The sequence below is a fragment of the Paenibacillus piri genome (genome assembly GCF_004354045.1).
GTDB lineage: Bacteria > Bacillota > Bacilli > Paenibacillales > NBRC-103111 > Paenibacillus_S > Paenibacillus_S piri.
On the sequence record NZ_SMRT01000012.1, the window covers coordinates 177,646 to 201,247 of the forward strand.

The following is a 23,602-nucleotide window of genomic DNA, read 5'->3' on the forward strand; positions in this document are numbered from 1 at the left end:
CAACGCTCAAACGTAAATCCTGCACACGGACGCCGCAAGGCATTTTTCGTGTCTGTTTATTTTTTGTACGAGCTCAAATTTTCCCGGTCGGTCAGCAGCTTGCCGGATTCGGCATAGCGGCACACGGCCGAGGCTACCTGGAAGGCGTAAGCTCTTCTCGGCTTGTCGGTATGATTCGTTTTACTGTGATGCAGCGTTTCCCGATGGAAAATAACCGCGTCTCCAGGGGCCATCGGCTTGCACGGGATGCCGTTCTCCGGTTCTGCGGCGCGCCGGTGCCGCTCGCCTGCTTCGTTCAGATTCGCTTGACGGCCCAGGCGGTGGGATCTGGGAGCCAGCCATAAGCCTGCATTTTCTTGAGTAATGTGATCCAAAGCAATGAATCCGTTCAGCATATGTCCCAAAATATGGGTATACATGTTGTCTTGATGCCACGCCAAACCTTCGCCGCGGGGAGGCACGACGGCATACATCCCCATCCACAGCTTCACGTCGTCGCCCAGAATGCGTTCGAACACTTCGATAATCCGATTGTCGGTCAAAAAGCGGACGGTTTCAGGAAACGCGGCCCCGCTTTCGGCAAAATGGGTAATCGCGTTGGATTTCCATTGTCCGTCGGACGACTGCCGGTTGGCGAATTCGCTGTTTTCCTTATTGATGATATCGACCATTTCCTCCGTCAGGAAGCCCGGGGCGTAAAAAAAGCCTTCACGGTAAAATTCCTCGATCATATCCTCGGTCAGTACGAAGTTAGATACGTTTTTCGTTATCATAGGATGAACCCTCCTTGTTATTTGGTACAGCTTTAATGTATCGGAATAACGGCTTGAAAACTGCTTGAATGCAATCAATTAGTTGTACTTTTGTTCAGAGAGGAGCAGGACCCGGCGGAGCTGGAACGGCATGGGCAAGCGCCGACCGGTTTCGTACCGCATCCGGATGCGCTCAGAACGGCAAGACGGACTTGTCCGCCAAGGCGGCGAATGAGTACGAGCTGCTGATCATCTGTTTAAGGACAAGTCGTTGACCATTTCCGAAATCGCCGGCAAGGTCGGGTACGGCAATGATGACCGGCTGATTCGCGTATTTAAGAAGTACAAGGGCATTACGCCCGGGAAATACCGGGAGCAGATGGAGGGGGGGAGCGGCGAATGTAGAGGACCCGGCCGATTCGAACGGCGAAGGGCAAAACGGCGATGGTACAAGCCGTTGCTCGGATGCAGCAGTCCGTAGTGCTATCGTACAAAAACCCGGCCGGCGGCCGGGTTCATTCGCCTGCTGAGGCACCTGCCCCTACAAGCTGGCCGATTCGCCTGTTGAAAGAAGCGGGAACGGGGCTAGCGCCGGGAGACGCAAGACCGGCTCATTCATCCGGCTGGACCCGCATTCCGCTTACTCCTTCACCGCCCCGATCGTCACGCTGCTCATAAATTTGTCCTGATAGCGCAGGAACACGAGGATCAGCGGCAAAGTCACCACGACGCAGCCCGTCATGATCAGCTCCCAAGGAATCGACCAGACGCTGTCCTTCTCGTTCAGCGTCGGCAGAATGACCATGATCGGCATGAACTTGGGCTTGTTGACCATAATAAGCGGCCACAGAAAATCGTTCCATTTGTGAAGGAACGTCAAAATCGACAGTGCGCCGATGACCGGCGCCGATACCGGCAGCATAATGCTTGTAAATATGCGCCAATGCTTCGCGCCGTCCATTTTGGCGGCTTCCAGCAGTGCGTCCGGAATGCTGATCATGTACTGGCGCAGCATGAACATGGCGAAGACGCTGGCGATGCCGGGGAAAATTTGCACGGCATAGCTGTTGAGCCAGCCGATCCGGCTGAACATGATATACAGCGGGGGAATCGACAGCTCCCCGGGCACCATCATGGTGGCGAGCAGTGCGAGAAAGATCGCGTTCTTCCCCGCGAATCGGTATTTGGCAAAGGCGAATGCGGCCATCGCCGATATGAAAATCGTCAGCACCGTATGCGCCGTGGATACGTAAAGCGAATTGAAAAAGGCTCTGACGATCGTATGCCCGTTATAATTGAGCAGACGCCAATAGTTGTTGAAGGTCGGATCGAACGGGAGCCCTGCCGGATTCGCCGACAGTTCCTCCGCCGTCTTCAGCGAGCCCAGCAGCATAATGAGAATCGGGTAGACCGAGAAAACGACGACCCCGATCAGCAGCGCGTTCAGGATTAAAGCCGCCCACTGCCTGTTCGTCATTCTTGCTTCCCTCCTTTCAACAGATTATACTGCAGGAGGGATACGAGCAAAATCATCGCAAATAATATCCAGCCTACGGCGCTCGCCAGTCCGAAGTTGCCTCCGCTTATATTTCTCGTCAGGATGCTGAGAATCGGAATAACCTCCGTCGGAGCGTCCATGCCCGTGGAGAACATGAGCAGCGGTTCGTTATATATTTTCAGCGAGCCGATCGTATCCATCATGAAGGCGAATAAAAAGATCGGCTTCATGAGCGGTACGGTAATGTACCATAAACGCTGTCCCGCGCCGGCGCCGTCGATCGTGGCCGCCTCCTGGATTTCGTCGCTGATCGTCGTCAGTCCGGCCAAGTAAATGACAAAATACCAGCCGACGGCGCGCCATATAATAAGCGCAACGACCGTCCATTTCATCAGTACGGGATCTTCCAGAAAAAAGATTTGCGTTCCCAGCAAGCTGTTGATAACGCCGTAGCGGGTGGCGAAAATAATTTTGAAAATAAGCGCCGAGGCGACGGACGCCATAATTTGCGGCAAAAATATAAGCGGCTTATAGACGGCCTTCCATTTGGTCAGCCTGGAATTGACCGCTACGGCGAGCAGGAATGAAATCGCCATGACGGGCACGATATGAACAATCCAGTAAAAAAGCGTGTTATACACGGCCGTCCAAAAGGTCGGATATTTGAACAGGGCGATGTAATTGTCCAGTCCGATGAAGCTTGCCGTCCCGTAGCCACGGTATTGATAAAAGCTCAGCACGAACGAGTAAAGGGAAGGAAAGACGAAAAATATAAAAAAAGATATGATAAACGGCAGTATAAACAAATAGGGCGTGAGCCGATCCAGCCTCGTATGAAGACTGTGCCCCTGTTTGGAAACGGATTGCATCGAAAGCGCACCCCCTCGCGTTGTAAAGATGCGGTCCCCGGCTCCGTCCCGGGGACCGCTGCTGCGTGCGGCAGCGAAGCTTAAGTTTGAACCGGAGTTATTTCTTCTTGTACGGGTTGCCGATTTGATTTTTCAGATCGGTCTCCGCCTGCTTCAATATTTGATCCAGCGAGCCTGCGCCGTTCAAATATTTCGACAGCGCTTCGTTCATCGTCGACCGCTCCAGATCGGCGGCCGGGCTGAAGCTGAACACCTTCACTTTTTCCAGCGCTTTAGACTCGGCCAGAGGCAGGCTGGCGCCGAAAAATTTATGCGGCTGCTGGATTTGCGGGTCTTGCAGCGCATCCTTCAAATAGGGCGTGATCGAGCGGATTTCATTCAGCGCAAGCGCCCCCTGCTTGGTCAGCAGCAGCTTGGACAGCACATCCTTCGCTTCTTTCTTATGCTTGCCCTTGGTTGGAATAATGAAGATCGAACCGCCCGCTTCGCTGCCGCCGTCCGCATCGGCCAGTATCGGCCATTCGGTGGCCGCCCATTTGCCCGCTTGATCGGGGGCGTATTTGGGCAGGAAATTTTTAAACCAGTTGGAGATCAGGCTGGACGCGATCGTATTGTTGGCGAAGCCTTTTTCCCAGTCCGGGGTAAAATCGTTAATTTCGACCGTAACGCCGGAGTCTTTCAGCTGCTTGAACATGTCGAACGCTTTTTTAACCCCGGGGTCCGTGGCAATGATATAATCCCCCTGATCGTTCGTAAATTTGGCCCCGTTGCCGCTCACGATCATGCCCAGATTATATCCGGCTGCCTGCTTGCCCAGGTTCCAGATCGAGCTGTCCGGAAATTTCTCCCGCAGCTTTTTACCGGCTGCAATGAAATCGTCCAAATTTTTGACTTTGGTCGGATCGATTCCGGCTGCATCGAACATATCTTTGCGGTAAAACCAAATTTTCGTCTTGATTTCGTATGGAATCGTCACAAACTTGCCCTTGTAGCCGGCCAGCTCGATAGCCGCCTGCGTCAGGTTGCCCTGCACAGGCTTGATAACGTCGGTCAAATCCTCCAATATGCCGGCCTCGGCAAACTCGGTCAGCTGCGTCCGGTTCAGCATGACAATATCCGGCATATCCTCGTTGGCCGCCAGAGCGAGACGCAGCTTTTTCGCCACATCCGGGTCGCCGGCTCCGCCCACCAGCCCTTCAATCTCGACTTTATCCTTCATGTCCGGATATGCCTTGAATAGCGATTCCGTCGCCTTTTCCACCGTTTCCGTGCTTCCCCATACCATCCATGTCAGTTTTACTTTGCCGCCCTCGGCTGCGCCTTTGCCGTCTCCGCTGTCGCTGCAGCCCGCGAATACAAACGTCGCCAATAGCAATACCGAGATCAACGCGATCATGCTGCGCCGCTGTAAAACGCCTGTTTTTTCCGCTGTCATTCCGATCCCTCCCCAAATGTATGTGCTGCCAACTAGCGCTGACACGTTTGCGTGCTTCTCCCTATACCCGTCACCTCCGGCAATGAGCGGATTGTGGCTAAACAACTGCAAACGCTCTCAATCTTCGCTTTCAATTCGACGAAAACTCAATTTAACTTATGACCCGCCCCAAATAATAATGCTTTAATTTCATATTGTGACAATGAACTTTTTATTTTTGAAAATTAATGTTAATAATCTGAGCCGGCGCTTAATACATTTCAGTATTGAGAAATGGAGTGATACTTTTGACGGAGTCCAACCTGACCAAAACCAATAAACGCAACAATTATGCTCCCACCACCATCGGCAAAGTGCTCGCTGTGCTGGAATGCTTCTCCATGCATCATCCCCGTTTGACGGCAGCGGAAATCGGTTCGCAGCTCGGGCTGACCTCAAGCACGCTGTATCGGTATTTGAACGCAATGGAAAACGAAGGGTACATCGAAAGGGAGCCCGGTACCAGTTATTATGTGATCGGGCTGCGCGTTGTCGAATTTGCAGGTATCGCTCTCGGACGATTGGAGGTTCGAAGACATGGTCAGATCGAGCTGGACGGCCTTTCCGAACGGTTGAAAATGAATGCGAATCTGGGGGTGCTGTACAGGGGCGATACGTTCCATCTTTGTTATTCGGTACAGACGGAGGTGGACCAACTGTATACGATTTTGGGCAGGCGGACGCCGGCCCACTGCACGGCGATGGGAAAGGCGATGCTCGCCCATATTCCCCGGCAGGAAGCGCATGAGATTGTCGACATGTACGGCTTCAAAACGCTCAGCGAAAATTCGATCGCCACACACGAGCAGCTGGATTCGGCGCTTGACGAGGTGAAACGGACCGGTTATGCGGTCGATCGCGGGGAAGGTCGCTCGGCGACCTGGTGCGTCGCTTCGCCCGTGCGCGAGCAAGGCGGCAAAGTAGTGGCCGCCATGAGCGTCAGCTCCAGCAGGGAAAGGGTGGAGCTCCACATTGAACAAATTGCCAAGGATGTTAGTTTTTTCGCCAACCGGCTGTCTTACCGTTTAGGTTATTATGAATCGTAATGCGGGGGAGACAGGGGAGAGCCTGTCGGTAGGCCATGTAATCAAGCCCAACTACTTCACCATCGGGAGGATGAAGATCCATGGAGCAAATGAGGGGAATATTCGCCATACCGCCGACCCCTTTTACAGCAAACGGGGAGCTGGATGAGCAAGGTCTGCGGAATATTATTCAGTTTTGTCTCGACTCGGGGGCCCATGGCATCGTGACGCCGGTTAACGCCAGCGAATTTATAAGCTTGACGGACGAGGAACGCAAAACGGTTGTCCGGATTGCCGTACAAACGGCAGACGGCCGCATTCCCGTCGTTGCCGGCGTAGCGGGAACGAGCGAGGAGCACGCGGTTTATCATGCACGATATGCCCGGGAAGCCGGAGCCGACTCGCTGATTGCGATGCCGCCGTATGTGAAGAAAGCGGTACCGGACGAAATTGTGCATTATTACCAGGCGATCGACCGGGAGGCGAAGGGGCTGCCGGTATGGATTCAGAACAATGTGCCGCCGGTCGGAACGCCCATGTCCCCGCCGCTGCTGGCCCGGATCATCGGCTCTACGGCATCCGTCCATTATGTAAAGGAGGAATGCTGGCCGGCCGGGCATTATATGACGGAGCTGTTTGCGCTGGCCGGAGACAAGGTGAAAGGCATCCAAGGCGGCATGGCCGGAAGATATTTGATCGACGAATACGCGCGTGGCGCCTGCGGGTCGATGCCGGCTTGCGAAATTTGCGACGTCCATGTCCAGTTGTGGGAGCTTCTCGAAGCCGGCGACGAGCGCGGAGCCCGCGACATGTTTAACCGCATGCTGCCGCTGCTCAATATGGAATTCATGTACGGCGTGTCCATTTACAAGGAAGTGCTTCGCCGCCGTGGCATTATCGGAAGCACCTATATGCGCAACGCCGGCCATTTTCCGCTGGACGCGTTCGACCGCAAGGAGCTGGATGCCATTTTGCGCGATCTGCAGCCGTTATTCCGCGTGTGAACCGGTGGCTCAAGCCGGGTTCCCCCCATAGTAATCGGAAATGGTTGCGGAGCATCGCGCTACTTTTGTGGGCTCAAATCAGGGGCTTTGTCCGTGAAAATGGGTAGGAGGACATTCATCGATGAAAATTATTGATGTCAAAACGTTCGTTGTAGGCAACCCGTGGAAAAATTGGGTGTTCGTGAAGCTGTATACCGACGAAGGCATTACCGGTGTCGGGGAAGCGACCGGCGGGTTGCAGACGAGGCCGAACGAGGCTTCGGTTCATGAGCTGAAGCCGCTGTTTATCGGCAAAGATCCGTGCAATGTCAATGAAATTATGGATCATATGCGCAAAGGCTTGTTTCTCGGCTATTCGACCGCAATGTCGGGGATCGAGCAGGCGTGCTGGGACATTCTCGGCAAAAGCTTGGGCGTTCCGGTGTGGAAGCTGCTGGGCGGCAAAATGCGGCCATCGATCCGCGCTTATGCGAACGGCTGGTACCGCGGTCCGCGCGACCCGCAGTTTTTCGCCGAAGCGGCACTGCGCGTCGTCGAAATGGGCTATACGGCGCTGAAGTTCGATCCGTTCGGCCATGCGTATCGATTTATGGAGCTGAGCGAGGAGCGGCTGTCGCTGAATATTGTCCGCGCGGTTCGGGAAGCCGTCGGGGACAAGGTCGATCTTCTGATCGAAGGCCACGACCGGTTTTCCGTCAGCACGGCCGTCAAGCTGGGGCATGCGCTGGCCGAATTCAATCCGATGTGGTTCGAGACGCCGGTCATGTCGACCGATGTGGAAGCGACGATCGCGGTGGCGCGTCAAATTCCGATTCCCGTCGCCAGCGGAGAACGATTCGATGCGCTGGAGAAATTTTCGCAGCTGCTGGGCAGCAAGGCCGTCAGCATCGCCCAGCCCGAGGTGCTCAAAATCGGCGGCATCGGAGGGATGATGAAGGCGGCGGCGATCGCCGAATCGCATGAAAGCTTCATTGCACCGCATAATGCGCAGAGCCCGCTGTGCACGGTCGTCAATACGCATATCGGCGCAGCCGTGCCGAATTTGCTCATCCAGGAATGCTTCGACGATACGAATGTCGAATGGTCACGCCGGATCATGACCGGCACGGTCGGCGTAAAGGACGGCTATATTGAAATTCCGGATGCGCCCGGGCTCGGCGTAGAACTGAATGAAGACGAAATGGCCAAATATCCGTACGGCGACCAAAACTTTTTAAGACTGTTCGATGCGGGATGGGAGAAGCGGCGGGATAGCTGACCGAGTTGATGAACAAGGAGCGACCCAAATGGAAACAAGCGTGAAAATTTCAATTATCGGTGCCGGGAGCGCGCAGTTTTCGGCGGGTATAGTCCGCGATTTGTGCATCAATCCCGGCTTGCGCGGAAGCCATATTACGCTGATGGATATCGACGAGAATCGGCTCGATTTCGTATGGCGGCTGGCCAATCGGTTATCCGGCGAATTGAAGGCGGAGATCGGCTTTTCCAAAACGACCGACCGCCGGATCGCGCTTCAGGGCGCGGATTTTGTGCTCAATACGGCCCAGGCGGGCGGGCATCAATGGGCCGAGGATCAGCGGAAGCTCGGCGAAAAGCACGGCTATTACCGCGGCACGAAGCTGCATAATTTTCCGCAAATGCAGCTGTTTTTGGACGTGGCCCGCGATATGGAACGGATGTGCCCGAACGCCTGGCTGATCCAGTCGGCCAATCCGGTGTTCGAAGGCTGCTCGCTGATGCACCGCGAAACGAATCTTCGAATTTTAGGGCTGTGCCACGGTCATTACGGCTATTTGGAAATTGCCCATGCACTTGGCTTGGAGCCCGAGCATGTCAGCGCGCGGACGCAAGGCTTCAATCATTGGATATGGATGACCGACTTCCGGTACAAGGGGAAGGATGCCTATCCGCTGCTGGACGAATGGATCGAGACGAAGGCCGAAGCGTATTGGGCGCAAAACGAATTTGAATTTTGGGATAACCAGTTGTCCCGGGCCGCCATTCATTTGTACCGGACGTTCGGGTTGATGCCGATCGGCGATACGCCCCGCACCTGCGAAAACCAGGGGATCGGCTGGTGGCTGCATACCGATCTGGCGACGAAGCAGCATTGGTACGGAGCTCTCGGCGGCTTCGATTCCGAGCTCGGCTGGCAGGCGTACCTCGACCGGCTGCAGCATAAGGTCGCCGATATCGAGCAGGCCGTAACGGACGAAAGCAAGCCGGTTACGGGCATATTCCCGCCGGTTCAAAGCAAGGAGCAGATTGTCCCAATCATTCATGCTCTAGTGAACGATACGGAAGGCATGTTTCAGGTCAATATTCCGAACCGTGGCGGCATCGTCAAGGGCTTCCCCGACAATCTCGTCGTAGAATGCCAAGGCGTAGTGAGCGGTGCCGGCATCCGCGGCTTGAACCAGCCGCCGCTGCCCGCGAAGCTGATGGCCGGTGCGATGATCCCCCGCTGGAGCCAGGCGGAATGCATGATTGAGGCTATGCGTTTGTGCGACTATGGGCTGCTGCTGTCATGCCTGCTGATGGATCACCGCACCCGCAGCCTGCAGCAGGCTGAACAATATTTGCAGGAATGGTTCGCCGATCCCCGCAATGCGTCTTTGGCGCGCGCGTTCGGCGTCCTTCGTTAACGGAAGCCGGGAGGCGAGGTTCATATGGATTCAAGTGTAAAAATTACAATTATTGGAGCGGGCAGCGCGCAGTTTTCCGCCGAAATCATTAGAGATTTATGCGTCAGTCCGGGCTTGCAGGGCAGTCACGTCGCGCTGATGGACATTCACGAGCAGCGGCTCGAAATGGTATACCGGCTGGCTCGACGGCTTGCGGCCGAGATTGGGGCGGAGATCGGCTTTTCAAAAACGACGAACCGCGAAGCGGCGCTTCGGGGCGCGGACTTTGTCATCAATACCGCGCAGACGGGGGGACATGGCTGGACCGAAGCGCAGCGAGTTTTGGCTGAAAAGCACGGCTATTACCGCGGAGCGCGGCTGCATGATTTTCCGCAAATGGCTCTGTTTCTCGAGGTGGCCCGGGATGTGGAGCGGTTGTGTCCTCATGCGTGGCTGATTCAGTCGGCCAATCCGGTATTCGAAGGCTGCACGCTGATGCACCGCGAGACGAAGGTAAAGGTGCTCGGGCTGTGCCACGGCCATTACGGCTATTTGCAGATCGCCCGGGTGCTCGGCCTCGATCCGGAGTTCGTTACCGCGGAGACGAAAGGCTTCAACCATTGGATATGGCTGACCGATTTCCGCTACAAAGGCGAAGACGCGTATCCACTGCTCGATGAATGGATCGACAAGCATGCCGAAGCGTACTGGGCGCAGGATAACTTCGAATTCCACGATACTCAAATGTCGCGGGCCGCGATCGATCAATATAAGCTGTACGGCTTGATGCCGATCGGCGATACGCCCCGGTTTGCCGGCTGGTGGTATCATACCGATCTGGCGGCGAAGCAGCGTTGGTACGGATCGCTCGGCGGCTTCGACTCGGAGCGCGGCTGGCAGCGCTATCTTCATAAAATGGAAGGCAACGTGCGGCAAATCGAACGGGCCGTTACGGACGAAGCCGGCAGAGTGACGGACATTTTCCGCCCGGTTCAGGGCCGGGAGCAAATCGTGCCGATCATCGACTCTCTGGTCAACGATAACGAATGCTGCTACCAGGTGAATATTCCGAACGAGGGTCAGCTCGTTCAGGGCTTCCCGGACGATCTCGTGATCGAATGCAAAGGCGTCGTCAGCGCTGCCGGCATTCGGGGCGCCGCATCGCCGCCATTGCCCGACAAGGTCGTCATCGGCGAAATGATTCCGCGCTGGCGCAGGGCCGAATGCGCCGTAACCGCAATGCGCAGCGGCGATCCCGATTATTTGCTGCACTATTTGCTGCATGACCAGAGGACGCGGAGTCGCGGGCAGGCGGAGGGGCTGCTGGCCGAGTGGCTGCAGGATCCCCGCAACGCACAGCTGGCGGCATGGTTCGGCGGCGCGAAGCAGCAATAGTTCCATTGTCGTAGCCATATTCGCCGGCTGTATATGCGGCTTCCGGCTTGTTGGACCCGGCTGCATGCGCCGGTTCATGACCCACGCGCCGTTTTGAACAAATTATACGAAGGGGAGCGATTGCGATGAGTGAGGAACGTACACCCGAAGACGCGTGCCATACGCTGCGCTATGAAATTTTGAACATGCGGCCGGATGAGCCACCGAGAGAGGTCGAGGTTCACGCGTCGGCGGATGAAATCCGGCAGCTTGTCGACCAGGGTTACCTTGTCCGGGAACGGGCGTTTGCCGGCGAACAGCTTGAAGCGCTGCGTGACGCGTTGGACCGGTTGGAGGCGAAGGAGAGGCATATCGTCGGGCATGGGGAAGGGTTGAATACGAAGAGCAACTTTGGCGGGCTGTTCCTCCGGTACTTGATGGATAAGGATGAAACCTTTTTGCAGCTGCTCAAATTCCATCCTTTTCTGTCGATCGCCCGGGCGGTCATGGGCCCGCAGTTGCAGATGGGCATGTCCGCTAGAATCAGCTACCCCGGTCCGGAAAACCAGGAGACGATCTGGCATCAGCATCTGCGCTACATCCCCAAACCGAAGCCGCCCTGGCTGCTGCGGCCGCACTGCCTTGATGTACTCGTCTATCTGGACGACGTGACGGACGCCAACGGCCCGCTTTGCGTCGTGCCCGGCTCGCATGAGCGCATCCAGGAGGAGCCGCCCGTCGAATATTACGGCGACCTTCCCGGTCAGCTCGTACTGCGACCATCGGCCGGGTCGGCCGTCATGCTGCATGCCAACCTGTGGCATCGGGCGAGACCGACTACCGAGGCCGGGACGAAGCGCAGGCTGCTGATCATCAGCTATTATCCGACCTGGCTGAAACGGGGATATTATGGCGTTCAGCCCGAGAACGGGCTGACGAAGCCGCTGGAGCAATCGGGCGACGAGGAGACGCTCGAGCTTCTCGGCAAGAGCGGGTACATGTAATCCGATAGAAGCTTGTGCAAGCCGATTCAGCGTCCCTCCGCGGGAGCTGTGTCGGCTTTTTACATTTTAAAAAGAGTTACCCATTCCGAAAGGGTTTTGTTCAATGCTGTCGAAGTGGTACTTGTTTTACGCCAAATGGCTGTACAATGAAAGGGAACTCTGCAATATGGAACATAATGGAGGTGCCGGAAACGATGAGAATTTGCGTGGTGGAGGATGAAAGCGCGGTTAGAGCCGGTATCATACTCAAATTAAACGGACTGCAAAAAAATATCCGGGTGTTCGATGTACATTTCGGTTTGTCGGCATTGGAGAAAATAAGCCTGATCCGCCCGGATCTGGTCATTACCGATATTATGATGCCGGAGCTCGACGGATTGGAGATGCTGCGGCGGATCAAACAGGAGCTGCCGCATACGAAAGTAGTGCTGTTAAGCGGTTATAACGAATTTGAATACGCCTGTAAAGGACTGCAGCTCGGAGCAACCGATTACTTGCTCAAGCCTCTCGATCCAGCCGAGCTTCGCCGCTTGATCGCCGAATTGGAAGAGGAGCTGGCCAATCGGCTGCGGACAGAGGTTCATCCGCTGTTAAAGCAGCTATCCCGGCAGCACTCGATCGAATTGAATCATGTACATAGTCCGTCGTCCAGCCTGTGGTTCAATGAGACGGTTCCGAAACGTTTGCTGCTTGGCGAACACGAGGAAATAGCCGGAATCGTCGCAACGCAAGCCGAGAAAGTTGTTTTTTCTTTCTCCTGGAGCCAGCGTCCGGCAGGCGTGCTGCTGGAATGCGCTATAGGGGATGGAGGGCATTTTTTCACGGCGGAGCAATTTGCCAGCGCTGCGGCTGAGGCATTGGAGCAGTGGGAAACTGAACAATTTATGGGGCATGCCGCAGGCAGCCCGCTGCGTTCGGAAGATCGCGAAGCTCGTCTGCGTCATGCATCCGGCACCCGCAAGACGATGCTCAAATCAATCCGGGAAATGAACGCGGAAGCTTTGAAGCAGCAGCTGCCGCTCTTTTTTAAGCTGATCGAGCCATTGCCGTTAACCGAGCTGCGCAAGCAATGTGCGGCTTTGATGGCTTCGCTGGACGAAGGCTTGACGACGAAGGACGACATTGCCATCCTGGAGGACGATAAGCTGATGTATTGGGGCTCTTGGGTAACTCAGCATGAAAGCTGGGCGCTGCTTCAAAACGAAATGGAGCGGTTTGCGGTCGGCGGTATGAAAGCATTGATCGTGTTGGAGCAGGACGGGCAGAACCATTCTTACGGGATCGCAGAGAGAGCCGTTCAGCTCGTCGCGCACTACACGGACCGCGATATCAGCCTTGAATCGGTTGCTGCCCAACTGGATATTCATCCGGTAACGCTATCGCGAATGTTCAAGCAGCATACGGGTGAAAATTTCATCCATTACGTGACACGGGAAAGGATGAAGCTGGCAGAACGGCTGCTGGTCGATTCGGATAAAAAAGTGAGCGATATTTCCGAACAAGTCGGTTATGGCGATCACCGTTATTTCAGTTTTTTGTTTAAAAAAACTTACGGAATGACCCCGTCCGATTACCGTAAAACTTATGGCGTCTCCGCATCCCATTAAAATTTTCTTACATACGGCTAATTTATTCCCCTTTTTTACGAGTTACCCCATCAGTAAACTAATCTTATGATGCATAAACAAGGGGGAATGAATGTGAATAAAACTTTTTTCACCGTTATATTATCAGCGGTTACCGTCGGAACCATTTTATCCGGCTGCTCCAATGAACCCGGTACCGGAAGCGGCAGCAATAAAAATATGGACGCCCGGCAGCCCGTTACTATTAAGTTTTGGCACCGCTGGCCCGAATCCCAGAAAGCGCTGGAGGAAGTGGCCAAGGGCTTCATGGACAAGTACCCGCACATCAAAGTGGAGATGCCGACCATTGCCTCGGCCCAGTATACGGCACAGCTGCAGGCGGCCATTTCGAGCAGCGACTTGCCCGACATTTTCTCCAACCAGGCGGCCGTGCCGGTCGATCAGTTGAACCAGCTTGGGCTCATTCATGAGCTCGACGACTTGTTCCCGGCCAAAAAGAAGGAACAGTTTTACGAAGGAACATGGACGGAGGGCTTTACCACGATGGGCGGCAAAATTTATGCGGTTCCCCATTTTACGCCGAGAAGATATGCCCACGTAATGTACTACAACAAAAATGTGCTTAAAAACGCCGGCTTGTCGGACAAGGACGTTCCCAAAACATGGGATGAATTGGTGGCGGTCGGACAAAAAATAAGACAAAGCGGCGGCGACGTCTATCCGTTGATTTTGGGCGTGAAGACCGATTGGCTCATGACGGGCTTCATCGGTCAGATGGCTACGGCGATTAAACCGGAGGTCGTGCCTAACGACGGTTTTAACCTGAAAAAAGGGGAGTATGAATTCAATTCCCCCGGCTACTCGGAAACGATCCAATTTTTGAAAAAGCTTCAGGATGACAAGCTCCTGCATCCGAACAGTCTGGTCATCAACTACCGTGAAGCGTCCAGTCTGTTTGCCGGAGGCAAAGCTGCATTTATTATCGACGGAACCTTCCTGTCGTCCGAGCTGCAGCAAAACAATAAATTTAACGATTTCGGGGTTGCTCCGCTGCCGACGAAAGACGGAAAGCAGCAATACTATGCATTCCAGGGTGAAACCAAAGCATCGATCCACGTCAAAAAGGACACGAAGCATTATGAGGAAGTAAAGCTGTTCCTCAATTATTATATGGAAAATTATTACGTCAAGCAGTTGGAGATGGGGATCGAGGGCTCGCCGATCATCGACCAGAATAAAAATACGAAGGTGGACAATCCGCAGTTCGTAACCGGCCAAAAAATTCAGGATGAAACGTTTGTTTTGTCGCCTCATCCGTTCACGCGCAATACGGCGGCGATCCAGGTCAATACCGAAATGAACGGGAAAAAGCCGAAAGAGAATATCGGCAAAATTCTCGAAGGCTATTTGGCGGGACAAGTGAAGGATCTGAACGGGCAGTTGAACCAGCTGACGGCCGATTATAACAAGGCGTTCAAAGATGCGATGAATAAAGTAACGGCCTCCGGCGGCAAGATTACCCCTGCCGATTATCAATTCCCTAACTGGGTACCGCTTCAGCCTTATACGAAGGATAAGTACAACGAATTGAAAAAATGATCCTTCGACCGTTGCAAGCCAAACCTTTCAACAAGGAGTTGATCCGATGCAATCGCAAGCTTCCGCCGCAGCGGAGCCGGTCCTCGCGGCCGGCACAGCGAAGCGCAGGCGAGTCCGGTATTTATGGGCCTACTTGTTTATTTTGCCGCAGCTGCTGTTTTTTATCGTCTTTACGATTTACCCGATCATCATGAGCTATATATACGCTTTCTACGAATGGAGCGGGATCGGTCCGCTAAATAATTTCGTCCGCTTTGAAAATTTCGCCCGCCTTGTTCAGGACGGGAAGTTCTGGAACGCGTTTCAAAACAGCCTTTTGTATATGGCGGCCAAAACGATTCTGCTCATGCCATTAACGCTTCTGATGGCACTGGTTTTGAACCAGGCTTTGTTTAAAGGGAAGGTGCTGTACCGGACCGTCTACTTTTTGCCGGTGGTCACGACAACATCGATCGTCGGGATCATGATGAAATTTATTTTCGGTAACGAGAACGCCCTGGTCAATGAGCTGCTGATCAAGCTTGGCATACTGGCAGAGCCGGTTCCATGGCTGGGGCAGCCGGGCACGGCGATGACCATCCTGATTGTGATCGGCTCGTGGAAATTTTTCGGCATGATGATGGTGTATTGGCTGGCGGGGCTGCAGTCGCTTCCGGGCGATGTTTACGAAGCGGCCAAAGTGGACGGCGCCGGCTATTGGCAGACGCTGAGAACCATCACGCTGCCGCTTTTAACGCCGGTTGCCGCCGTCATTTTGCTGCTCACGGTCGTCAACAGCATGCATGTATTCGACCTCGTCAAAACGTTAACGGACGGTGGGCCGTTCTTTTCCACCGAAACGGTCGATCTCTATATTTATAATTATGCATTCAGCACAAGCGGCTTTCCGCAGATCGGCTATGCCTCGGCGGCCGGTATCGTGTTCGGTCTGACGATCTTCGCACTGACGCTTGTTCTTGGTTGGCTTGTCAAAAAAAGCAAAGACGGACTTGATGCCAGGAGCGGCACGGTTGCCAAAGGAGGATAACGCGAATGAAACAACGGCAGGCTCTTCACGGACTGCTTCACGCCGTTCTTATCGTCGTAGGGGCGGTCTGGATTTACCCGTTCGTTTGGATGGTGGGCTCCTCCTTAAAGACGAATCTGGAATATATCAATTCCGGGATTTCGCTGCTTCCGGAAGCGGCGCAGTGGGAAAATTACGCGCGCGCATGGCAGGTCGGACATTTCTCCACGTATTTTATGAACTCGGTGATCATAACCTGTACAACCGTAGTTATTGTTATCGTGCTGTGCGCTTTAACCGGGTACGCGCTCGGCAGAGTCGCTTTTCCCGGGAGAAAATGGTTTGTCGCCGCAATAACAGCGACAATGTTTATTCCGAAAGGGTATACGATCATTCCGATTTATCAGATAATTAAAAGTCTCGGACTGCTGAATACGATGCCCGGCGTCATTTTGGCCGAGTCCTCGGGCGCGCATGTGCTGTTTATTTTGCTGTACATGTCTTATTTCTACAATTTGCCGAAGGAGCTTGAGGAGGCTGCGGAGATGGACGGCTGCGGATTTTTCCGCACATTCGTTCAGGTAATGCTGCCTTTGTCGAAGCCGATCATTGCGACAACCGCGATCATGCAGTTTATATGGACCTGGAACTCGTTTTTCGTGCCGCTTATATTCACGCTTAACAAGCCTGAGCTTCGAACATTGGCGGTCGGCATGTATTCGTTCGTTGGCGAGCATACGATCGACTGGTCGGGTATGGCGGCCGGCGCGTCAATCTCGCTCGTTCCGGTTATCATCGTATTTATTATATTTCAGCGTTATTTTATCGAAGGGATTTCAGGCTCCGTGAAAGGGTAACAAATATAAGGAGGAGATATAACGATGGCGATGTCGAAAAACAATCGGCCCCATATTATCATTTTCAACCCTGACCAATGGCGCAGCGATGTCATGGGGCATATGGGCAATGCGGCGGCGGTTACGCCGAATCTGGACCGAATGACGGCGACGGACGGCGTTTCGTTCCGCAGCGCCTTTTGTCAGAACCCGGTATGCACGCCGAGCCGCTGCTCTTTTATGAGCGGATGGTACCCGCATGTCCGCGGACACCGCACGATGTTCCATATGATGAACAAGGACGAGCCCGTGCTGCTGAAGACGTTGAAGGAAGCGGGCTACTTCGTATGGTGGGGCGGCAAAAACGATCTTGTGCCGGCCGAGAACGGCTATAACGATTATTGCGATGTAAAATATAAGCCGTCGCGAATGCCCCGTCGCGAATCGAATTTACATGCGCATGACGTGTGGCGGGGGGAGCCGGAAGGCGATAATTACTATTCGTTTTTTGCCGGCAGGCTGGAGAAGGGGGAGGACGAACCGGATTATTATGACGGCGATTGGGCCCATGTACAGGGCGCGATCGACCTGATCCGCAATGCGCCCGCAGACCGTCCGCTGTGCATTTATTTACCCTTGCTGTACCCGCATCCTCCGTATGGCGTCGAGGAGCCTTGGTTCAGCATGATCGACCGGACCCGACTGCCAGCGCGCATTCCCGCCCCCGCCCAATGGGACGGCAAGCCGAGCCTGCTGAAGGGCATCCATGAGCGTCAGCGGCTGCAAGGCTGGACGGAGCAGCGATGGAATGAGCTGCGGGCTACTTATTACGGCATGTGCGCAAGAGTCGATCACCAGTTCGGCCTGGTGATGGACGCTTTACGCGAAGCCGACATGTATGACGATACCGCGGTATTCTTCTTCTCGGACCACGGGGATTTTACCGGCGATTACGGCTTGGTCGAGAAGACGCAAAACACGTTCGAGGATTGCCTGACGAATGTGCCGTTCGTGATTAAGCCGCCGAAAGGCACGCCCGTACAGCCCGGAGTCCGCGACGCCTTAGTCGAACTCGTCGATTTTCCGGCGACCGTAGAGGCGCTGCTCGGCATCACGCCGAACTTCACCCATTTCGGCCGTTCGCTGCTGCCGGTCATTTCGGGCGAGCAGGATGAGCATCGCGACGCCGTATTTTGCGAGGGAGGCCGGCTGTACGGCGAAGAGCATTGCATGGAGAAAGGAAGCACTTCTTCGACGAACTCCGCCGGGCTGTATTGGCCGCGGGTCGGGCTGCAGATTGAGGAAGGGCCCGAGCATACGAAAGCTGTGATGTGCCGGACCAAGGAGTATAAATATGTGCGCAGGTTTTATGAAACGGATGAGCTGTACGATCTGCGCGCGGACCCGGGGGAGACGGTGAACCGGATCGACGACCCCGCTTTGGCCGGAGTGTTGGCCGAGTTGAAGGACCGTCTGCTGACCTTTTACCAGGAAACATGCGACGTTGTGCCGCATGAACCGAATATGCGCGGAATTTAGTGGAGCCTGGTCCGGTTGACCGCAGTAGAAGCAAGCTTGCTTCTGCAAGGAAGACCGGAATAACTGCCAGTTCGATCCGAATTGTTTCGCGCATCACGGCACTGCACGGCGGGTGATCTGTAAACGCAATCATAGTGCCGTTCGGTCGATCGAACGGCACGTTGCCATATTGGGGGCCGTATATGTGTCAATACGATTTCACCGGGCCTGTCAGCTCTGCCAACCAGTCGTTCCCGGAATGACAATGGTGACGATAGCCCCGCTGCCAGCCTCCTCATTGCGGCCGATTTGCATGCTGAAGCCGTCCCCGTAAGCCAGCGCATAACGCCGGTATACATTGAAAATGCCGGTATGCTGCTTGAAATAGGGCTCGGTCGATTTTTCCGCGCTTAACGTCAAAGCCTGCAGCAGCCCGATTACCTCATCGGGAATTCCCGCGCCGTTATCCTGAATCTTAATTTGTAATTGGGCTCCGGACTGCCATACGATGACCTTCAGCTGAAAATCGTTCTGCTTGAGCAGCGGATTCCAGCCGTACTTCAAGCTGTTCTCGACAAACGGCTGTATGCTCAGCTTCATTACCGGCATGTCCAGAAGCTCCTCCGCAATATCAAATACCGTATTCACCCTTCGCTCGTTCCGGTATTTGTGAATGCTGAGAAAATCGTGAATATAGTCGATTTCCTCGCGAAGCGGAGCCCATCCTCCGTCGTTGCGCACATTATAGCGCAGCATCCGGGAGACGCATTGCAGCATATCGCTCACGGCGGCTCCGTTGTTAATCAATGAATACGATTCGACGGTCTCCAACGTATTGAACAAAAAATGCGGGTTTATTTGCGCCTGCAGCTGCAGCAGTTCTTTCTCCTTTTCCCTTAGCTTGGTATCGATGACCTCCTTGCGCATCGTCTCCAGATCACCCAGCATTTGATTGTACGTTTTGATGAGAAAGCCGATTTCGTCCGGTATGGAATGCTCGATAGGAACGGAACTGCCCCGTCCGAGCATTTGCATGCCGCGTTTCAACCGGTACAGCGGCTTGAGTACGATTCCCATCGAAGGGAAGGCTATGACGAGGGCCAGGACGAGGCTGGCAGCGGCAACCGCCAACGTAATGAGCCGGGATTGCCGCACCCCCTTGGCCATTTCCTCAAGCGGAGTGATGCCGACGAATCTCCAATTTGCGATATGGATTGTATCGTAGGTGACCAGATAGGAGGTACCATCGTAAACGAAATTAAATTCGCCTGAAGGTTCCGTAAATGCATGCATTTTTTTTCTCAACTCAACATGCATGGCGGTTTGCTCCGCATTCAGAATCAGCTCGTCGTTCGACGGACTGTACAGCAGCACCTGGCCTTTATCGCCGAACGTCGATTTATTCATAATATCCCAAATCCAATTGGCGTCGATTTCGACCAAAATCCAGGCGGACAGCGTATTGTTTTGAATCCGGTTTACCGGTTTTACGAACGTAATCACCTCATTCTTGCCGTTAATCGCATAATTTTGCGGGTGGGGGGCGGTCAAGCCTTCGCTTGTCATTCGGGCAATCTGGTTGTACGCGGGATCGGCAAAGATCGGGTAATGAATATCGAGGTTCACCTTTTGCGATTCGGAATAAACTTTACCCTGCTTGTCCATATACAGAACGCCGCGTATTTCCTTTTTCGACTGGGCGAGCAGCTGCAGCAGCGGCCGAAAGCTGATGGCGTATGCGGCCTGGGCTTGGATATCGTTTTTGGGGACGGTCAAAAATTTCTGAAAGTCCGAATTAATGACGAACGTATTCAGCGATTCGTTCATATTCAGCAAGTACGCGTTAATATCGCTTGCGATATATTTAACGATTTGCGTGGACAAAGCGGCGGTGCCGTTCGTACTGGAACGGATGATCAAATATTGGGAAGCGAAGCTGACAAAAAAAACGGGGATTAACGAAATCAGAATGAGCGTAATAAACAGCTTGCTTTTCAACGATAAGGAGCGAGCTCGCTTGTATATCGCGGTTATGCTGCCAGCCATGAATGTCAACTCCTTTCATTCCATTACAGGGGAGAGCCTGTCTTGCGGTTTGTCTATCTTCATGATAGCTCAATCGCACAAGAAGTTGAATATGAGGTGGCGCTAATAACCAAAATAAACCCGGGAGGCCCCGGGCGAATGTCGAGCTTATGCTACATTTTTAATGCGCCTTGCGTCAGTCCGGAAATAAAATATTTTTGAAACAGGATAAAAATGATAATCACCGGAATAATGGACATGGACATGGCGGCGAAGATTTGAGCATAGTTAACGGACGAAAATACCTGATTAAAATACGTCATTCCTACCGGGATTGTGCGAAGCGCGGGGTCTTTAATCATGACTAAAGCCAGGAAGAACTCATTCCATACACCGATAAATGTAAGTATCACGATCGTAGCCAGACCAGGTTTCGTCAAAGGGAATACAATTGTCCATAATATGGCCAATTTACTGCTGCCGTCCATTTCCGCCGCTTCTTCCAGTTCACGGGGAATCGAGCGGATAAAAGTAGTCAGCAAAAAAATGGTAAACGGCATTCCCCCCGCTACATATGGGAAAATCAGACCCCACAACGTATTGTAAATGCCCAAGAACAGCTCCACCTGGAACAGCGGAATTAATGTGACCTGATGAGGCACCATGAGGGCCGACAGGAACATCCCCATCACGATGCGGTTTCCCGTGAATTCAAACCGCGCCAATGCGTAAGAGGCCAGGTAAGCGATGAGGACAACCAATACAATCGTAACCGCAGTCACAATAACGCTGTTTTGGTAAGTTACGGCCAATTGGGAAATTTTCCAGGCTTCCGTGTAATTGGTCCACTCCCATTTGAGCGGTGCCCACCACAAATTCGAATAAAACTCTCCCTCGCCCTTCAATGAGCTGAACAGCAGCCATAATAAGGGATAACCCGTCAATATCGAAATTATCAGCAGTACGGCATGGGAGAAAATACGGGTACCGACCCCGTAGACAGACATAAACGTCACTCCTTGCTTCAAAAATTAATGACTAAACCGCTTCATAATGAACAGCTGAATGGCTGTTACGACGGCGATAATGAATAACAGGAGATAGGAGATCGCCGCACCGTATCCGAAGGAGTGGAGCTTGAATGCCTGCGTATAAGAGTAAGTCATAACGACTTCCGTTGCATGATAAGGTCCCGCGCTGGTCATCACATAGACGAGATCGAACACATTAAACGCCCCCATGACAGCTATTGTCGTATTGATGATTATGATAGGAATCATAAGCGGAAGCGTGATGCGAAAAAAGCTTTGCCTCCGGGAGGCTCCGTCCACTTTGGCCGCTTCGTACAGATCGCCGGGTATATTTTGCAGGCCGGCCAGGAACAGAACCATGTGGTACCCGGCCCATTTCCAAATGTCGACGACGATCAAAGCGCCCAGGGCGAGCTTCGGATCGCCTAACCAAGCCGTGTCGGTGGAGAAGCCGAACAGCCCGAGAAAATGATTGAGGAGACCGAATACCGGGTTGTAAATCCATGACCACAGCAGACCGACCGCAACAAAGGAGAGAACGACGGGAATGAAAATAATCGTCCGGTAAACGGAGATGCCTTTTAGCCTCTGGTTCAGCAGGATGGCCAGCAGCAAGCCCAGACATACTTTTCCGGCAACGGTAGAAACGGCGTATTGTATATTATGGCCCAGCGCTTGCCACACGAACGGATCATGGAATGCGGTTATATAGTTGCTTAATCCAACCCATTTCCCGTCCGAAAAGCCGTCCCATTCCATAAAGCTGAATATAAAGCCGTTAATGACGGGATACAGGGTAAACACGGCAAATAAAAGCAAGGCCGGCAGGAGAAGGATGAAGGGGAAAAGCTTTCTTCCCCATGCAATCCGTCTTTTCGGGATGCTCGTTGCCCCGCTTTTGGCCAAAGAAATGTTCGACATCGAATCCCACCCACCTTTTTATAATATCATTTATAAGTTTCGGGGCTCCCCGCAAAGTACCTGAATTAGCTTCGAAGCAAGGCCCCGCTTTGTGGGGATATTCATTTAGCCTTTTGATCGAATTGATAGCCTTTGGCGACCAGACCGTCCTGTACCTTTTGAATATCGGCCATGGCTTGTTCGGCAGGCTTCTGTCCTCCGACTACAGCCTGAATATTCTCTTGGAACGCCTTGGTGATTTCCGGCGGCCAGTACCAATCGAGGAACGTGACTGTCTGCGGCAAATACGTTTCCTGGAACGCCTTGGTTATCGGGTCCTGCAGCGTTCCTTTTACACTGACGTTCACGGAGAAGGTGCCGTTGGTTTTGGTCAAATATTGCTGTTGGATGTCGTCGCTTGAATAAAATTCGATAAATTTTTGCGCCAGCGACTCCTTCTGCGCAGAGATGCCCGAATAGATGCCCAATGCGCTTCCGCTGCCGCCTGTCGCTTGAGGCTTCGCCTGATTGTTGTCCATAAGCGGGAACGTGACGATGCCCACATCGAATTTGCCGCCGCTGTCCACCGCCGCTTTTAGAAAGCCCGGGTATTCCCACGACCCTCCGTAGAACATGGCCGATTTGCCGGTGCTAAAGACGGCAAGACCTCCCTTCGTATCAATACCGTTGACGCCGGGTTGGAATATGCCGTCCTTGCCGAAGCGCTCCAGCATTTTCATGGCGGCCGTATAGTCGGCATCCGTAAACTTCGCTTTTCCGCGCAAAGTGTCGAAGGTGCGTTCTACCGATTGGTTGCCGCTCGTTTGGGCGAACGCCTGAAAAAACCACATCGGCCACATATAAGCTGTGCCTCCGCCAAATCCGACGGTGCTGATGTTGTCCGCTTTCAGGGAGGCTGCAGTATTCAGTATATCTTGGTAGGTGACGGGAGGCTTGAGCCCATATTTTTCCAATATTTTTTTGTTGTAGTAAAGCGCGCTTGTCGATATGGATCCCACCGGCACCGCATAAGTTTTACCATCCAGGATGAAAGGATCCATTGCGGCTTTTAAAAACCGGTCTTTGTACGTCGCAACTCCGCTCAAATCTTTAATGATGCCCGACGTTGCCATGAAGCGGACGTCCTGCCCGTTCAATTCGACCACGTCGATCGGCTGTTTGCCGTTATGCGCAGCCATAAAGTTTTCGATAAATTTATTGCTTTCGGTAGCAATCAGTTTAATCTTGGCATGATTTTTCTCCTCAAACGGTTTAAACAGCTCTTGCAGCAATTCCTGATTTTTCGTGTTAACGGTATATACAATCAGCTCCTGGGAACGGGAGGCTGACGAATCAGCCTCGCTCTCCTTTTTAATCGACGACGCTCCTCCCGCGGTACAAGCGGAAACAATAAAGAGCGGACAAATGAATGCGGCGGCCATCGCTTTTTTCCAAACCATGAGTTGTAACCCCTTTC

20 protein-coding genes are annotated in these 23,602 nt (G+C 53.4%); 12 read left to right on the forward strand and 8 right to left on the reverse strand.

The genetic code is table 11. The features are described 5' to 3' along the window. Positions 1-56: 56 nt before the first annotated feature. Positions 57-773 (reverse strand): phytanoyl-CoA dioxygenase family protein, encoded by a 717-nt coding sequence (locus E1757_RS23005; RefSeq protein ID WP_133232505.1) that lies wholly within the window; start codon positions 771-773, stop codon positions 57-59. A gap of 232 nt (positions 774-1,005) precedes the next feature. Here E1757_RS23005 and E1757_RS23010 point away from each other — a divergent pair, with 232 nt between their 5' ends. After that, on the forward strand, positions 1,006-1,233 hold the full coding sequence (locus E1757_RS23010; protein ID WP_133232507.1) for a helix-turn-helix domain-containing protein: 228 nt from the start codon (positions 1,006-1,008) through the stop codon (positions 1,231-1,233). A 159-nt stretch (positions 1,234-1,392) separates the two neighbouring features. Here E1757_RS23010 and E1757_RS23015 read toward each other — a convergent pair whose 3' ends face one another. The 3 genes from E1757_RS23015 to E1757_RS23025 all read right to left on the reverse strand — a co-directional run bounded on the left by E1757_RS23015 (position 1,393) and on the right by E1757_RS23025 (position 4,554). Beyond that, the gene (locus tag E1757_RS23015; protein ID WP_133232509.1) at positions 1,393-2,229 is read right to left on the reverse strand and encodes a carbohydrate ABC transporter permease; all 837 of its coding nucleotides are present in this window, start codon (positions 2,227-2,229) and stop codon (positions 1,393-1,395) included. Continuing rightward, entirely contained in the window at positions 2,226-3,119 is an 894-nt protein-coding gene (locus E1757_RS23020) for a carbohydrate ABC transporter permease (RefSeq protein ID WP_133232511.1), read from the reverse strand. Before E1757_RS23020 ends, E1757_RS23015 begins: the two co-directional genes overlap by 4 nt. Before the next feature lie 97 nt (positions 3,120-3,216). Further along, positions 3,217-4,554: an ABC transporter substrate-binding protein gene (locus E1757_RS23025; RefSeq protein WP_133232513.1), complete on the reverse strand. Its 1,338-nt coding sequence runs from the start codon at positions 4,552-4,554 to the stop codon at positions 3,217-3,219. Between the two features lie 287 nt (positions 4,555-4,841). On the opposite strand from E1757_RS23025, the gene E1757_RS23030 reads away from it, so the two are divergent. The 11 genes from E1757_RS23030 to E1757_RS23080 all read left to right on the forward strand — a co-directional run bounded on the left by E1757_RS23030 (position 4,842) and on the right by E1757_RS23080 (position 18,190). After that, on the forward strand, positions 4,842-5,639 hold the full coding sequence (locus E1757_RS23030) for an IclR family transcriptional regulator (protein ID WP_133232515.1): 798 nt from the start codon (positions 4,842-4,844) through the stop codon (positions 5,637-5,639). An 80-nt stretch (positions 5,640-5,719) separates the two neighbouring features. Then, a complete protein-coding gene (locus E1757_RS23035; RefSeq protein ID WP_133232517.1) occupies positions 5,720-6,622 on the forward strand; it encodes a dihydrodipicolinate synthase family protein in 903 nt (300 codons plus the stop codon). Positions 6,623-6,743: 121 nt separating this feature from the next. Then, positions 6,744-7,880 carry a mandelate racemase/muconate lactonizing enzyme family protein gene (locus E1757_RS23040; protein ID WP_133232519.1) on the forward strand — a complete coding sequence of 379 codons (1,137 nt, stop codon included), beginning with the start codon at positions 6,744-6,746 and terminating at the stop codon, positions 7,878-7,880. A gap of 28 nt (positions 7,881-7,908) precedes the next feature. After that, positions 7,909-9,267: a family 4 glycosyl hydrolase gene (locus E1757_RS23045; protein ID WP_165972248.1), complete on the forward strand. Its 1,359-nt coding sequence runs from the start codon at positions 7,909-7,911 to the stop codon at positions 9,265-9,267. 24 nt (positions 9,268-9,291) lie between these two features. Further along, positions 9,292-10,641, forward strand: coding sequence for a family 4 glycosyl hydrolase (locus E1757_RS23050; protein WP_133232523.1), 1,350 nt, complete (start codon positions 9,292-9,294; stop codon positions 10,639-10,641). Between the two features lie 125 nt (positions 10,642-10,766). Next, positions 10,767-11,624 (forward strand): phytanoyl-CoA dioxygenase family protein, encoded by an 858-nt coding sequence (locus E1757_RS23055; RefSeq protein ID WP_133232525.1) that lies wholly within the window; start codon positions 10,767-10,769, stop codon positions 11,622-11,624. Positions 11,625-11,818: 194 nt separating this feature from the next. Next, on the forward strand, positions 11,819-13,231 hold the full coding sequence (locus E1757_RS23060) for a response regulator transcription factor (protein ID WP_165972249.1): 1,413 nt from the start codon (positions 11,819-11,821) through the stop codon (positions 13,229-13,231). A gap of 93 nt (positions 13,232-13,324) precedes the next feature. Further along, positions 13,325-14,809 (forward strand): ABC transporter substrate-binding protein, encoded by a 1,485-nt coding sequence (locus E1757_RS23065; protein WP_165972250.1) that lies wholly within the window; start codon positions 13,325-13,327, stop codon positions 14,807-14,809. A 46-nt stretch (positions 14,810-14,855) separates the two neighbouring features. Further along, positions 14,856-15,836 carry a carbohydrate ABC transporter permease gene (locus E1757_RS23070; protein WP_133232531.1) on the forward strand — a complete coding sequence of 327 codons (981 nt, stop codon included), beginning with the start codon at positions 14,856-14,858 and terminating at the stop codon, positions 15,834-15,836. A 5-nt stretch (positions 15,837-15,841) separates the two neighbouring features. Then, positions 15,842-16,672: a carbohydrate ABC transporter permease gene (locus tag E1757_RS23075; protein WP_133232533.1), complete on the forward strand. Its 831-nt coding sequence runs from the start codon at positions 15,842-15,844 to the stop codon at positions 16,670-16,672. 24 nt (positions 16,673-16,696) lie between these two features. Beyond that, a complete protein-coding gene (locus E1757_RS23080) occupies positions 16,697-18,190 on the forward strand; it encodes a sulfatase family protein (RefSeq protein ID WP_246079421.1) in 1,494 nt (497 codons plus the stop codon). A 210-nt stretch (positions 18,191-18,400) separates the two neighbouring features. Here E1757_RS23080 and E1757_RS23085 read toward each other — a convergent pair whose 3' ends face one another. The 4 genes from E1757_RS23085 to E1757_RS23100 all read right to left on the reverse strand — a co-directional run bounded on the left by E1757_RS23085 (position 18,401) and on the right by E1757_RS23100 (position 23,585). Further along, positions 18,401-20,215 (reverse strand): cache domain-containing sensor histidine kinase, encoded by a 1,815-nt coding sequence (locus E1757_RS23085; RefSeq protein ID WP_133232535.1) that lies wholly within the window; start codon positions 20,213-20,215, stop codon positions 18,401-18,403. Positions 20,216-20,367: 152 nt separating this feature from the next. After that, a complete protein-coding gene (locus tag E1757_RS23090; RefSeq protein WP_133232537.1) occupies positions 20,368-21,201 on the reverse strand; it encodes a carbohydrate ABC transporter permease in 834 nt (277 codons plus the stop codon). Between the two features lie 24 nt (positions 21,202-21,225). After that, a complete protein-coding gene (locus E1757_RS23095) occupies positions 21,226-22,146 on the reverse strand; it encodes a carbohydrate ABC transporter permease (RefSeq protein ID WP_133232539.1) in 921 nt (306 codons plus the stop codon). 101 nt (positions 22,147-22,247) lie between these two features. Beyond that, positions 22,248-23,585, reverse strand: a complete 1,338-nt coding sequence (locus E1757_RS23100; RefSeq protein ID WP_133232541.1) for an ABC transporter substrate-binding protein — start codon at positions 23,583-23,585, stop codon at positions 22,248-22,250. Positions 23,586-23,602 lie beyond the last annotated feature (17 nt).

Bases quoted from the DNA above. Each gene is read 5' to 3' on its own strand.
- E1757_RS23040 (WP_133232519.1), top strand. From the start codon at position 6,744: ATGAAAATTATTGATGTCAAAACGTTCGTTGTAGGCAACCCGTGGAAA.
- E1757_RS23060 (WP_165972249.1), top strand. From the start codon at position 11,819: ATGAGAATTTGCGTGGTGGAGGATGAAAGCGCGGTTAGAGCCGGTATC.
- E1757_RS23020 (WP_133232511.1), bottom strand. From the start codon at position 3,119: ATGCAATCCGTTTCCAAACAGGGGCACAGTCTTCATACGAGGCTGGAT.
- E1757_RS23045 (WP_165972248.1), top strand. From the start codon at position 7,909: ATGGAAACAAGCGTGAAAATTTCAATTATCGGTGCCGGGAGCGCGCAG.
- E1757_RS23085 (WP_133232535.1), bottom strand. From the start codon at position 20,215: ATGGCTGGCAGCATAACCGCGATATACAAGCGAGCTCGCTCCTTATCG.
- E1757_RS23055 (WP_133232525.1), top strand. From the start codon at position 10,767: ATGAGTGAGGAACGTACACCCGAAGACGCGTGCCATACGCTGCGCTAT.
- E1757_RS23070 (WP_133232531.1), top strand. From the start codon at position 14,856: ATGCAATCGCAAGCTTCCGCCGCAGCGGAGCCGGTCCTCGCGGCCGGC.
- E1757_RS23100 (WP_133232541.1), bottom strand. From the start codon at position 23,585: ATGGTTTGGAAAAAAGCGATGGCCGCCGCATTCATTTGTCCGCTCTTT.
- E1757_RS23080 (WP_246079421.1), top strand. From the start codon at position 16,697: ATGGCGATGTCGAAAAACAATCGGCCCCATATTATCATTTTCAACCCT.
- E1757_RS23095 (WP_133232539.1), bottom strand. From the start codon at position 22,146: ATGTCGAACATTTCTTTGGCCAAAAGCGGGGCAACGAGCATCCCGAAA.
- E1757_RS23075 (WP_133232533.1), top strand. From the start codon at position 15,842: ATGAAACAACGGCAGGCTCTTCACGGACTGCTTCACGCCGTTCTTATC.
- E1757_RS23005 (WP_133232505.1), bottom strand. From the start codon at position 773: ATGATAACGAAAAACGTATCTAACTTCGTACTGACCGAGGATATGATC.
- E1757_RS23035 (WP_133232517.1), top strand. From the start codon at position 5,720: ATGGAGCAAATGAGGGGAATATTCGCCATACCGCCGACCCCTTTTACA.
- E1757_RS23025 (WP_133232513.1), bottom strand. From the start codon at position 4,554: ATGACAGCGGAAAAAACAGGCGTTTTACAGCGGCGCAGCATGATCGCG.
- E1757_RS23050 (WP_133232523.1), top strand. From the start codon at position 9,292: ATGGATTCAAGTGTAAAAATTACAATTATTGGAGCGGGCAGCGCGCAG.
- E1757_RS23090 (WP_133232537.1), bottom strand. From the start codon at position 21,201: ATGTCTGTCTACGGGGTCGGTACCCGTATTTTCTCCCATGCCGTACTG.
- E1757_RS23015 (WP_133232509.1), bottom strand. From the start codon at position 2,229: ATGACGAACAGGCAGTGGGCGGCTTTAATCCTGAACGCGCTGCTGATC.